The following is a 12841-nucleotide window of genomic DNA, read 5'->3' on the forward strand; positions in this document are numbered from 1 at the left end:
GATAGCCGTCGAGCAATTGACCAAGACATATGGCACGGTGAGGGCGATCGATCGGATCACCTTCGCCGTCGGGCGGGGAGAGGTGGTCGGCCTGCTGGGGCCCAACGGGGCCGGCAAGACCACCACGATGCGAATCCTGACGACCTACCTCGCCCCGACGAGCGGGCGGGCGACGATCGCCGGTCGTGACGTCCTGGACGAGCCCCTGGAGGTGCGCAAGGCCGTGGGCTACTTGCCGGAGAGCGTCCCCCTCTACGGGGAGATGCGGGTCCGCGAGTATCTCGGTTACCGCGCACGACTCAAGGACGTGCCCCGCGGCCGCCGGCGGATCGCGATCAGCGAATCGATCACCCGCTGCCGCCTGGGGGACGTGGAGGACCGGATCATCGGCCACCTCTCGCGCGGTTATCGGCAGCGAGTCGGGCTGGCGGAGTCGCTCCTCCACAATCCGGACGTCCTGATCCTGGACGAGCCGACCTCCGGCCTCGACCCGATCCAGATCCGCGAGGTCCGGAGCCTGATCCGGGAGCTCGGCGATCGGCATACCGTCCTCCTCTCCACCCACATCATGTCCGAGGTGGAAGCGGTCTGCTCCCGCGCGATCATCATCGCCGGCGGGCGGATTGCGGTGGACGACAGCCTCGAGCACCTGAGGCGAGGCCCCGCCGTCTTCATCGAGGCCCGCGGGCCCTCGGAGGCCATCCTGGCCGCGGTCCAGTCGGTGCGGGGGGTCCGGAATGCCCGCTTCATCTCCTCGGATGGGGAGTTCGCCGGCTTCGAAGTCCAGGCGACTGACGGAGTCGATGTCCGCGAGGTCGTCGCCCGCAAGGTCGCGGCGGCGGGCTGGCCGATCCGGGCACTCGAGCTCCGGCGGAGCACCCTGGAGGAGCGATTCGTGGAGGCGGTCACGGGAGACTCGGCCGCGTCCTCGGAAGTTGAGGCGACGCGATGATGCGACACATCCCCACGCTCCTGGGCCGAGAGATCGGGGCTTTCTTCCTGGGGCCGATGGCCTACCTGGTCATCCTGGCCTTCCAGTTCATCGCGTTCCTCAACTTCTGGGAGCTCGTGGAGTCGTTGAGCCTGCCCCAGAAGGAGCTGTCGATCCTCCGCGATCCGATGACGGCCTACGTCTCCTCCAGCCCCCTCTTCTGGTTCGCCGTGCTGGTGGCGGTCCCGCTCTTGACCATGCGGCTGATCGCGGAGGAACGACGGTCGGGGACGATCGAGACGCTGCTGACGCTCCCGATCACCGAGGCCGAGGTCGCCGTCTCGAAGTGGCTGGCGGGGGTCCTGATGTACCTCGCCTTGCTGGCCCCATTCGCTCTCTATCTGCCCTTCCTGTATTTCCAGGCGGGCTACCAATTCGACCTCGGCCCGCTGCTCAGCCTGGGGATCGGCCTGACGACGATGGGCATGATGTTCGTGGCCGTGGGCGTCCTCTTCAGCTCGCTCACCAAGAACCAGCTCGTCGCCGCGGTCTGGACGTTCGTGGCGCTCTTCCTGTCGGTCGTGCTGACGCTCCTGCTGTCGTCGTATGCGGCGGGAGGTGGTTCGGGGTGGGCCGAGGTCGCAAGGTCCCTGTCGGTCTACCTGCAGGTCGTCTCCTTCGGCCGGGGCCAGCTCGACCTGAGGGCGATCGCGGTGCATCTCTCGGTCAGCGTGCTGGCCCTCTTCCTGACGGTCAAGGTGCTCGAGTCCCGTCGCCGGCGCTGATCCGGGGCGCGACGTAGTGGGGTGTTTGTGCCGATGCTGCAGAGCCTCTGGACACTGATGGGACGGCCCCAAGCCGTGATTCTCGGACTGGGAGTTGCGGCATTCCTGGCGCTCTACTGGACCCTCCGCGGCGCGGCACCGGGCATGTCGATCGTGGAGGACGAGCCCGGGGCGATGCCCGCCCGCCGCCGCGATCTCCTCATCGCCGGCCTGGCGGGAGGCCTGGTGGCACTCGTCCTCGGGGCCTTGATGGCGTTTACCGCCGGGATCCTGCCGGCCATCCCGGTCATGGCCGCGGGCACGGGGCTGGCCTTCCGGCTGATCGTCGTGGCTCGACGCTACCGTCACGCGAGCCCCGTCCTGGGCCGGGCCGCCGAGATCTCGGCCACCCTGCTGAACGCCGGCCTGCTCGCCGGCGTCCTCGCCGTCATGAACGTGGCGGCGTTTCGCTACGGCAGCCGGGCCATCGACATGACCCGCGAGCGGACGTTTTCGCTTTCCTCGCTCTCTCTCAATCAGCTCCGGCGGCTCGACCGCCCCCTGACCTTCCACCTGGTCTACGGGGGCGGGGCCCAGGCCGTCCGGCAGCTCGAGCGGATCTATCAGCTCCTGGATCTCTACCGGGCTGCCGGCGATGGCCGGGTCCGGATCGAGAACCTGAACCCCTACACCGAGATCGCACGCGCCGAGGACATGGCCCGACGGGCCCCCGACCTGGCCGTACTCCGCGGTGGGGGCGTGCTGATCGAATACGGCGAGGGCAAGGACGCCGAGTATTCCGTGGTCGCCAATCAGGACCTGTTCGCCCTGGCGTCCCCCGAGTCGGCCCGCCCCGACTCGGATCGCTTCGAGACGACGTTTCGGGGCGAGGACGCCATCACCTCGGCGCTGATTCGCCTCGGCGAGGGGAAGAAATCGAAGGTCGCCTTCACGATCGGTCACGGCGAGCCTTCTTCCGTGGACGTCAATCCGAACGGGCCCGGTATCGGCCTCTGGCGGGGCCGGCTGGCCTCGGTCGGGTGCGAGGTCGTGGAGCTCAACCTGCAGCGCGATCCGGTGCCGGACGACCTCGCCCTGATGATTGTCGCGGGCCCCAAGGACCCCTTCCGCCCCGAGGAGGTCGCGAAGCTGAAGGCTTATGCCGATCGTGGCGGTCCGATCCTGGCGCTGGTGGGGAACCTCGAGCCGGTCGGGCTGGACGAACTGCTCAAGTCGTTCAATCTCGAGCTCGGGCGTGGCATGGTCATCGACCCGACGCACAACTTCAATTCCAACCTCCAGTTCGTCTTCGCCTCGCCCCGCGGGACCCAGGGCCAGCCGATCGCCGATGCCATCCCGCCGAATCGGGCCATCCTCCTGCCCTACGCGGCGCCGATCCACGTCCTGGGGCTCGGCGGACAGGGGAAGGCGGCCTCGGCCCCGGAGAACCCCAACCTCATCCCGACGGTCATCCTCCGGACCGGGCCGCAGTCATGGGCGGAGACGGACCTCTCGAATCCTCGGCCCCAGATCGACAAGGTGGCCGATGAGGTCGGGCCGATCATCGTGGGCGTCGCCGTCCAGGATCGGGCGGCGACCGCGACGCCGGGGGCGGAACGAAGCACGGCCGCGCCGAGGCCCCGTCTCGTGCTCTTCTCCTCCGGCACGATGGGCGCGAACTTCGTCAAGGCGATCGCCCCGGCCAACATGGATCTCCTGATGAGCGCGGCGAGCTGGCTTCGCGGCCGGCCGGACGCGATCGGCATCACCCCGAGCACTCACACGGCATTGACCCTCAGGGCCGACCCGGCGCTGCGGAGTCGCCTGATCCTGGTGCCGACGGTGATGTCGATCCTCGGAGTCCTGGCCGTGGGCACGATCGTCTACGTGTCCCGGCGCGAGTGAGTGGACGCGCCTCTTCGCCCTTGCCGCCCGGTCGCTTCGGGGAGCCAGCAAACGTCCTCGCCCTCAGGTCCGCCATGAAACAGGTCCGCCCGACGATTATCCTGATGGTCCTCTTCTTCTCCGGCCTCCTCGGGCTGTGGTGGCTCGACTCCGCGGGGGTGCCCACCGAGGCCGATCGGCGCGCCCGCCAGCAGCGCATCCTGCCGAAGCTGGCCGATGCCGGCGAGCTCACGATCCGTCGGATCGAGATCGACCGCGAGGGCCAGAAGCTGAGCCTTGAACGCCGGGGGAACGTCCACTGGCAGATGACCGGGCCGCTCGACGTCGCCGCCGAGCCGGCCGCCGTCGAGTCGCTGATCCGGAGCCTCAAGGATCTGCGGCGGTCGCCGGATGCCGGGGCCGTCCCGGGTCCAGCGGAATCATACGGCCTGGCCCCTCCCTCGGCCGTCGTCCGCGTCTTCGGGGAACCGGGGAACGGCGATGGCCCGCTGGCCGCTCTCGAGCTGGGCCGGACGGTGCGAGGGGTCACCTACGTTCGCCCGGTCGGAGGCGGCGAGATCGACGTCATCGACGGCAAGCTCGCGGCCTCCCTAGATCGTCCGGTCGGATCCTGGCGCGAGGTCAACCTCGTGCCCACGCCGACCTTCCAGGCGAGCAGCCTGCGGGTCACGAGGGGCGACGCGACGATCCGGGCGGAACGCTCCGCCGCGGGCCGCTGGACCCTGACGACCCCAATCCGCCTGCCGGCGAACGGACCGAAGATCGAGAGCCTCCTCGCCGCACTTTCCGCGGTTCGGGCCCTCGGCGACAAGGGCTTCGTCGCCGACGGGGTCAAGGACTTCTCCCCGTACGGGCTGGACCATCCGCAGGCCATCGTCGAGATCGGGGCCCCCGAGCAGGCCGGCGGCCCGATCGTCCTGGAGGTCGGCAAGCGGGTGCCCGGCGCAGAGGGCCGGGTCTACGTCCGACGAGGCGATCAGGACGACGTCGTGGAGGTGTCCGACCGCTTCCTGGGCGAGATCCCGACGGATGACACGGCGCTCCGAAGCCAGGCGGTCGCCGACTTCAATCCGGCCTCGATCCGCAAGATTCAGATCGACGGCCTCGGCACCACGTTTCGTCTCGAGCGGAAGGGTGACGGCTGGCAGGCCCTCTCGCCGGAGGCGGAGAAGGCGGACAACTTCGCGGTGCAGTCGATGCTGAACCAACTGGCGAGCCTTCAGTCCAGCGAGTTCCTGCCACCGGACAAGGGCCTCCGGGCGGATCTCGTTCCGCCGACCATGTCGATCAGGCTCTGGGGGCCGGAGAAGTCCTCGAAGGGGTCGGATCAACCCATCGACGCGGCGCCGGCCCTCTCCTTGCAGGTCGGCCGCCACGACGTGCTGAGGAAGGCGATCTACGGCCGGTTGGAGGGCGACCGCGTGATCCTCGTCCTTCCCGATGCCCTCCTCGACAGGCTCCCGCGAAGTCGGTTCGCGTTCCGCGACCGCTCGCTGGTGGCCATCAGCCCGGCGAGCGTCAGCAGGCTCACGGTCTCTCGGCCGGGCCTGACCGCCGTGGTGGAGCCCGATCGGTCCGCGACCGAGCCGAACCAGTGGAGGATGCTCGCCCCGGTGAAGGCCCGCGCGGACGTCCGGGGCGTGACCAAGATCCTCGGCCTGCTGTCGGACCTGCATGCCGAGGATTTCGTCGGCGACATCCAGGCCGCGGCCAGCTATGGGCTCGATCCGCCGGCCATGTCGCTCACCTGGGAGGTGGATCCCGCCCCGCCGGCGCCGGCGGGAAAGGCCGCCGCCGGGGGACCCACCGGGAGCTCCATCGGCCGGTCCGGCCGGCTGAACATCGGCAAGGAGGCCGCGGGGAAGGCCGGGGCCCGCTACGCGTCGCTGGAAGGACAGCCATTCGTCTTCGTCCTTCCCGCCGCGGCCATCGAGACCCTCGGGGTCGAGCTCCACGAGACCGCGATCTTCTCGACCTCGGCCGCCAGCGTCCGCCGCCTGGTCTTCCGGAGCCGAGGCCGGACCCTGGCCTTCACGCGCCGGGCGACCCCGAAGGGAGACGCAACCGACTGGTCGCCGGAGCCGGGGACGGACATGCGTGGCATCGATCTCTCGCGGTTCAACGACCTGGTGGCGCAGGTCTCCCGATTGCAAGCGCAGCATTTCCTCCAGTACGGAGGGCCGATCCCCGAGTCCACCGGCCTGGCCCGCCCACGCCTCGAGATCGAGCTCGCGGGCGATCCGGACCGGCCGCCAGAGATCCTCCGACTGGGGGGCACCGACGGCACGCTCGTGGCCGCCGCGGCCGGCCGTTCGGCCTCGGGCGCCGTCTTCACCCTGCCGGCCGCGGCCTGGGACGCACTCATCGGCTCCCTGACATCCGGCGAGGAGCTGCCTCGTCAGCCGTTCGCCCCCTGAGACCAGAGACCGGACGGGCATGCGGCAGCACCGGGCTGGAAAGCTGGCACGGGGCGGCCCGGCTCGCGTACAATCGACCGATCCTCGATCCTTCGCCCGGGAGCCCGCATCGTGCTGCGCATCGTCCATTATCCCCACCCCGTCCTCCGCTATACCTCTCGGCCGCTGACCGAGATCGACGACTCCCTCCGAGGCATCGTCCGGGAGATGTTCGACCTCATGTATGAGGCCCGTGGGGTGGGGCTCGCGGCCAATCAGGTCGGCCTCCCCTTCCGCCTCTTCGTGCTGAACGTGACGGCGGACCCGGAGCAGAAGGACAAGGAGCTCGTCTTCATCAACCCGGAGATCATCAAGCGGCATTCGTCGATCGAGGACGAGGAGGGCTGCCTGAGCCTCCCGGGCATTCACGGCGACGTCCGGAGGGCGAGGAAGATCAAGCTCCAGGCGTACGACCTCCGCGGCGAGCTGGTCACGCACGACGCCGAGGACCTCTTCAGCCGGGCCGCCCAGCACGAGATCGACCACCTCGACGGCAAGCTGTTCATCGACCACCTGAGCCTGCTGGCCAAGCACGGGATCAAGGACAAGCTGAGGGAATTCGAGGCCCGCTACCTGCAGGCCCAGTCCGTCGGCGAGATCCCCGGCGACGCCGAGATCGGCAAGATCCTCGACGCCATGGAGCGGCCCTCGTCGGCCCCCTTCGAGGCGAACGCGACCTCGGCCTGATCCGAATCACGTTGATCCTCGTGGAGTCCACCGAGTTGACCAGTCCGGAACCGAGATCCGCCCGGATCATCATGCTGGGCACCGGAGATTTCGCGCTGCCGACTTTCGAGCGGCTCGCCGAATCGCGGCATGGGGTGCTCGCGCTGGTGACCCAGCCCGATCGCCCGCAGGGGCGGAAGCAGGAGCTCATCCCCAGCCCGATCAAGCTCTCGGCCGTCGGCCGCGGGATCCCCGTCCTCCAGCCCGAGGACGTGAACGCGGCGGAGGGCCTCGCCCTGATCCGACGGCTCGACGCCGAGCTGCTGGTGACCGCGGCCTACGGCCAGATCCTCTCCGCCAAGCTCCTCGGGCTGACGGCGATGGGAGGGATCAACCTCCACGGCTCCATCCTCCCCGCCTACCGGGGCGCGGCGCCCGTGGCCCGGGCCATCCAGAACGGCGAGGAGGAGACGGGGGTGACCGTGATCCGGATGACGCCACAGATCGACGCGGGAGGGATGATCGCCGTCGCGAGCACGCGAATCGGACCGGACGAGACGGCCGGCGAGCTCGAGGACCGGCTCGCCTCGCTCGGTGCCCCCCTCATCCTTCAGGCTATCGATGACCTGGTCGCCGGACGCGCCCGCGTCACGTCCCAGGATCCGACCGCGGTCACGAAGGCGCCCAAGCTCCGCAAGGAGGACGGGCTCATCCGATGGGCCCTGTCCGCGCAGGCCATCCACAACCTGGTCCGCGCGATGCAGCCCTGGCCGCTCGCGACCGCGGAATGGACACCATCGGTCCCGGGCAGGAGTCCGATCCGGCTCATCCTCCACCGCACAACGCCCCTCGAGGATCCGAGGGCGGCCACGGCCCGGCCGGGGACGGTGCTCGAGGCCCATGCCGATCGCCTCGTGGTCTCGACGGGCAACAATTCCTTGCAAATTCTCGTTCTCCAGGTTCCGGGGAAGAAGCCGGTCGCGGCGGCGGACTTCCTCCGGGGATATCGAGTCGCGCCCGGAGACCTCTTCACCTGAACCCCCGGGTCCGCCCGAATCCGCCGACCAGGGACCGCAACCCGTGCCGAGCCGGCGTCACGTGCTCGCTCCCACGGATCCGGAAAGACGTTGATCATCCGCCTCACTCCTTGACGGCATTCCCCCCAAGGTGGTTACATGCAATATGTCTTCGCCGTATGAGACTGGGACTCGCTGCATCGATATCTGGAGCCCCCTCGTGGTGTCCCAACGTATCTACAGGGTGATCTTTGCCATTGTCGCCGTCCTGACAATTCTCTCCCGAGATGCTTCGGCGGGTCAGATCAAGATCGTGCTGGACGGTTTGGCCCTCGCCTATGGGCAGAATCAGGATCAGCTCTCGCAGCAGTTGCTGCCGTTCTCGATCTACGATTCACATGATTACGTGAGCGGCCATGGCCTTCCCGCGGAGGCGACGGATCTCTCGTCCGTCTCCTATTACCTCGATGGGGTCCTTCAAGGGAAGCTCGACGTCGGCCAGGGGGACTTCGCCCGGTCCGACGTGTTCATCGCGACTCCCGAGCTGACATCCGGCCAGACCGTCAGCGCCACCCTCCCGGGGAATCAGATCTTCGATCTGCTGCTCTACGACTCCATCGGCGGCTGGGGCCTGGCGTTGAACTCGGATACGTGGAAGCTCACCTACGACTCGTCGACGAACCAGATCGTCGGCGACGCCTCGGCCATCGTCTGCCCGACCTGCACGCCGAATCAGAAGAACCCCTTCGACCTCTACTTCGACCCCGCAGCGCCCATCGACGTCCACTTCGCGGTGACGCAGGTCTCCGGCGGGACCGACCCCGGCCAGGCTCCGATGTACTTCCTCGGATCGGCCACGATCATCGGCACGGCGCGAGGGGCGGACGTCATCCCGGAGCCACCGTCCGCCGTGCTGACGCTCGTCGCCGCCGGCGGACTGCTCGGAGGCCTTCGATTCGGTCGATCGGTGCGTCGCGGCGTGAGCTGAGCGGTCCCCCCGCGCCCCGCGGTCCTCTTCGCGCGGGTCACGAGATGGGATTGCTGCCCATGCGAGTCTCGTTCACGAAACGCTCGGTCTCCTCGTCGATCGACCGGCCCTTTCGGCCCCTCGGCGGATGAACATACAGGCTGTGGGGATCGATGACCTCGCGGTGGGCGGGGGGCAAGGACATCTCGTACCGGACCTGCGCACTATGGTCGGCGAGCTGGAGCGAGGGGTCGTACACGCTGTTGAACTTCCAGAGCATCCGGAGCGTGTTCGTCTGGCCTCGCGCGAGGTTCCGGGCCAGGATGCCGCCGAGCGCCTTCATCGCCGACCAGCCGAGGTGCTTGCGGTTGAGGACCTGCTGCGTCCGGACCAGCTCCCCGTAAAACTCATGGAGGGGAAGACGCGTTGGCAGGACAGCGTGCTGGATGTCGTAGAGGCGATAGTCCCGAGAGGTCAACCGTCGCGACTCGGTCATCCAGCTCTCGGTGCCGGGATACGGCGTATTCACGCTGATGTTCACGATCTCGGGGATCTCGAGGCACCACTGACGGATCACCTCGAACTGGCGGCGGTCCCAGTCCGGATCGGCGATGATGTTGATCGCCACCATGATCCCGAGCGACCGCGCGAATTCCAGGGCCTCGAAGTTCGTCGACAGCGTGACCCGCTTCCGGTATCGCTTCAGTCCCTCCTCGTCGATCGCCTCGACTCCCAGGAACATGTACTGGAGGCCCAGCGACTTCCAGAGCCGGAAGACGTCCTTGTTGCGGAGCAGGACGTCCCCCCGCGTCTCCAGGTAATACTGCTTCCGAAGGCCGCGGCGCGCGACCTCCTCGGCGATGGCCATCCCGTGCTCGCCCTGGATGAAGGCCACGTCGTCGACGATGAAGACACCCGGCTCGCGGATGCTCGCCAGCTCGTCGACGGCAACCTCCGCCGACTTGACGCGGTAGCTGCGGCCGTAGAAGGTCCACGCGCTGCAGAACGAGCAATCCCAGGGGCAGCCGCGGCTGAACTCGATCGAGGCGCAGGGATCCAGGACGCCGATGAAGTACTTGCCGCGATGGCGAAGCAGGTCCCGCGCCGGGCGAAGCTCGTCGAGGCTCCGGGAGAACATCGGCGGCGGCCCAACGCCGGCCGCCGTGACGGCCCCAGGAACTTCCAGGAGCGCCAGCGGATCGCCCCCGGCGGCGGCCTCCACGAGCGCGGCCACGCTCGTCTCCGCCTCTCCCTTGAGCACGCAGTCGATGGCGCCTTCCGAATGCTCGATCATGTCCCCCGCGACGAAGGACGCACTGTGACCGCCGACGAAGATCGTCGCGCGGGGTAGGATCCCCCGCGTCTGCCGCGCCAGGTCGATGACCTCGGGCACGTTCGCGAGGTAGTTGCACGAGAAGGCGATCACGTCCGGCTGCCAGTCGCGGACCTGGCGGAAGTAGGCCCGATGACTCTCCACCTGCAGGTCGATCAGTCGCACCTCGTGCCCGGCTCGACGTAGCTCCGCGGCGATCAGCTCGATCCCCAGCGGCTCGAGCCGCAGGAAGATCTTGGTGTACATCAACGAGCCGGGATGGACGGCCAGGATTTTCATGCTCGAGTGGAGACCTTCCCGCGAATCGATCGAGGAGCAATCTGGACAAAGACTTCTATCAGGAAGCGAGGCGACTGGCCAGCACAGTCCCCGCAACATCGCGGCCGATGGGGCGGATTGGCCGGAAAACTCACTGCGGCGGACCGCCACGGCCCCGCAAACCTCGCCCAGCCTGCGTCGTCACACAGTCAGCGACTCTCGCCGCGGAGCCGGATCTCGGGGACTTGTTTGATTCTTGCTTCCGAAAGGGGCAGAATGGAGGTGTCGAATGCTCGCGATGGGCATGCCGCGCCTGGCGAGGGAGGCCGGGCCATGCGGTCGTTGCACGGCAGACTCCTCTCGTGCCCTTCGCGGTCGTCCGATCGCCGGACCGGGGATCCTATCCCCCTCGGCATCCCCCGCCGGCTTCCTGGGGAGAATGCCATGTACACACGAGAGCAGGCCTTTCGGATCGCCTCTGCGCTCATGCGATCCGGGGAGCATCCCCATCCGCGAGGCATCGAGAGCCTCCCGCCAGCATTCACGATCGCGCTCAGCCGAGAGGCCGGCTCCGGCGGCCTCTTCATCGCCCGCGAGGTCGGGCGACGGCTCAATTGGCCGGTCTACGACGACGAGCTCCTGACCGAGCTCTCTCGGCAGTTGAGGGTCGACGTGCACTCAGTCGAGGCCGTCGACGAACGACCCAGGGGATGGCTCCTGGAGTGTCTCGAGTCGTTCGCCTCGAGGGCGACCGTCAGCGAGGCGAACTACTTCCGCGCCCTCGTCCGGATCATCCTGACCCTGGGGGCCCGCGGGCATTGCATCGTGGTGGGTCGCGGGGCCACCTGCATCCTGCCGGCGGAGACGACACTGCGCGTCCGGGTGGTCGCCCCCCGCGCGTCCCGCGTCGCACTCATCGCGCGCGAACGAGGCTGCGACCAGGAGCAGGCGGCCCGCTTCGTCGATTCCACGGACCTGGAACGGAGCAAGTTCCTGAAGGGCCATTTCCACCAGGACCTGACCGATCCCCTGGGCTATGATCTGATCCTGAACTCCTCCCGCTTTTCCGTGGAGGAGTCCTCCGAGATGGTCATCGAAGGGCTGCGACGAATGCAGGCTCGCCACGCCACGCGGGAGTCCGCACACGAGCACGAGCCGGAACGTCGGCCCGTCGCGTCCGCGAGCGTGGGCTAACAGCATCGCGTCAAAAGTCCGCCGTGCCCGGCGGCGCACTCCGGGGTATCCTGGTAACCAAGGGCGGCGATCGGCGACGTCCGCCGAGGGCTTGCGCCTCGACCCAGCGAGAAAGCCGCGGATGCAACTCGACACGGCGAGGCCGAGGCAGGGAAGGCGACGCACCGGCCTCGTCCTGCTCAGCCTCCCACTCCTGATCGCGATACTGGCATACGGCCTGGTCCAGCGGCGGCGCTCACTTCCGGCGGGCGAGAGCGACCCCGCCCGACTGGACCTGCTCCGCGCCGCCCTCGAGGCGTTCAACGCCCGCGATTACGACCTCGCAACCGCCACCCTGGACCGGCGGAGCGGAGTGGCCAGGCCGACCGCCCTCGACTGGATGCTCCGCGCCCGGATCGCTCGGGCACAGGACAGGAACGAGGACGCCCTCGGATATCTCGAACGGATCCCGGATTCGTCCGCGATCGCCTCGAAGGCCCGACTCTTCGCCGGCCAGATCCTGATCGGCCGCCATCAGGCGCGGCTCGCAGAGCGAGCCTTCCTGCGATCGCTCGAGCTGGAGCCGAGTCAGATCCAGCCGTACCGAGAGCTGATCTCGATCTACACGTTCCAGCAACGGAAGAAGGAGTGCGACGCACTGTTCCGGGAGCTCACGAGGTTCGCCAAGCTGGACAACGTGCTCGCCTTCGCCTGGAGCCAGAACGAATGCGGCCTCCTCGACCCCAAGGAGGCGATCGGCATCCTCCGCGAATGCGTCGAGGCCGACCCCGAGGATCGCGTGAGCCGACTCGCGCTGGCCAGGACCAGCCTCTCGACCCACGCGCATCAGGATGTCCAGTGGGCCCTCGCCCCGCTCTCGCGGGACGACCCGGACGTCCGCGCGATCCTCATCGAGGACGCCCTGGACCGAGCCGAGATCGAGGAGGCGGAAGGACTGGCGAAAGATATCGCCGGCGAGAGCCCCCTGGTGGCTCTCGCCAGGGCGAAGCTGGCCCTGGCGAGAGCCGATCTCCGGGCGGCTGCAAACGCGTTCAGGGTCGTCCTTCGCGACGATCCGTCGTGTCCGGACGCCATCCGAGGCCTGGGCCTGGTCCTCCGCCGGCTGGGCGATCCCGAGGCCGACTCCTTCCTCCGGACCTCGGCCCGACAGGACGAATTGAAGCGGTCGATCCACGCATCGATTCAAGCGGACCAAACCGACCCGATGCTCCATCTCAAACTCGGGATGCTTTGCGAGTCGCTCGACCTGAACGAGCAGGCTCGAGCGTGGTTTCGCCTCGTGCTCGCGAGCGACCCGTCGAATACAAAGGCGCGCGAAGCCCTGGTGCGCCTCGCCGAACGGCCCTGAGTT

The 12841-nt window shown here is 68.3% G+C and carries 10 protein-coding genes; 9 read left to right on the plus strand and 1 reads right to left on the minus strand.

What is annotated here, in order from left to right:
- Nucleotides 1-16 precede the first annotated feature (16 nt).
- From G6O54_RS00555 to G6O54_RS00585, 7 genes are all read left to right on the plus strand, one after another.
- Entirely contained in the window at nucleotides 17-952 is a 936-nt protein-coding gene (locus tag G6O54_RS00555) for an ABC transporter ATP-binding protein (RefSeq protein ID WP_250846638.1), read from the plus strand.
- On the plus strand, nucleotides 949-1716 hold the full coding sequence (locus G6O54_RS00560; protein WP_250846639.1) for an ABC transporter permease: 768 nt from the start codon (nucleotides 949-951) through the stop codon (nucleotides 1714-1716). The genes G6O54_RS00555 and G6O54_RS00560 overlap by 4 nt, the downstream gene beginning before the upstream one ends.
- Nucleotides 1717-1791: 75 nt before the next feature.
- Nucleotides 1792-3600 carry a Gldg family protein gene (locus tag G6O54_RS00565; protein WP_165219151.1) on the plus strand — a complete coding sequence of 603 codons (1809 nt, stop codon included), beginning with the start codon at nucleotides 1792-1794 and terminating at the stop codon, nucleotides 3598-3600.
- A 74-nt stretch (nucleotides 3601-3674) separates the two neighbouring features.
- A complete protein-coding gene (locus G6O54_RS00570; protein WP_165219153.1) occupies nucleotides 3675-6017 on the plus strand; it encodes a DUF4340 domain-containing protein in 2343 nt (780 codons plus the stop codon).
- A 111-nt stretch (nucleotides 6018-6128) separates the two neighbouring features.
- Nucleotides 6129-6743 carry a peptide deformylase gene (gene def, locus G6O54_RS00575; protein ID WP_165219155.1) on the plus strand — a complete coding sequence of 205 codons (615 nt, stop codon included), beginning with the start codon at nucleotides 6129-6131 and terminating at the stop codon, nucleotides 6741-6743.
- 35 nt (nucleotides 6744-6778) lie between these two features.
- The gene (gene fmt, locus G6O54_RS00580) at nucleotides 6779-7759 is read left to right on the plus strand and encodes a methionyl-tRNA formyltransferase (protein WP_250846640.1); all 981 of its coding nucleotides are present in this window, start codon (nucleotides 6779-6781) and stop codon (nucleotides 7757-7759) included.
- 292 nt (nucleotides 7760-8051) lie between these two features.
- Nucleotides 8052-8726, plus strand: coding sequence for a hypothetical protein (locus G6O54_RS00585; RefSeq protein ID WP_165219157.1), 675 nt, complete (start codon nucleotides 8052-8054; stop codon nucleotides 8724-8726).
- Between the two features lie 37 nt (nucleotides 8727-8763).
- Here the strand turns inward: G6O54_RS00585 and hpnR are convergent, their stop codons facing one another.
- Nucleotides 8764-10317 (minus strand): hopanoid C-3 methylase HpnR, encoded by a 1554-nt coding sequence (gene hpnR / locus G6O54_RS00590; RefSeq protein ID WP_165219159.1) that lies wholly within the window; start codon nucleotides 10315-10317, stop codon nucleotides 8764-8766.
- A 423-nt stretch (nucleotides 10318-10740) separates the two neighbouring features.
- Between hpnR and G6O54_RS00595 the strand changes: the two genes are divergently transcribed.
- Nucleotides 10741-11490, plus strand: coding sequence for a cytidylate kinase-like family protein (locus G6O54_RS00595; protein WP_165219161.1), 750 nt, complete (start codon nucleotides 10741-10743; stop codon nucleotides 11488-11490).
- A 121-nt stretch (nucleotides 11491-11611) separates the two neighbouring features.
- A complete protein-coding gene (locus G6O54_RS00600; protein ID WP_165219163.1) occupies nucleotides 11612-12838 on the plus strand; it encodes a tetratricopeptide repeat protein in 1227 nt (408 codons plus the stop codon).
- Nucleotides 12839-12841: the final 3 nt, after the last annotated feature.

The sequence above is a fragment of the Aquisphaera insulae genome (assembly GCF_011064615.1).
GTDB lineage: Bacteria > Planctomycetota > Planctomycetia > Isosphaerales > Isosphaeraceae > Aquisphaera > Aquisphaera insulae.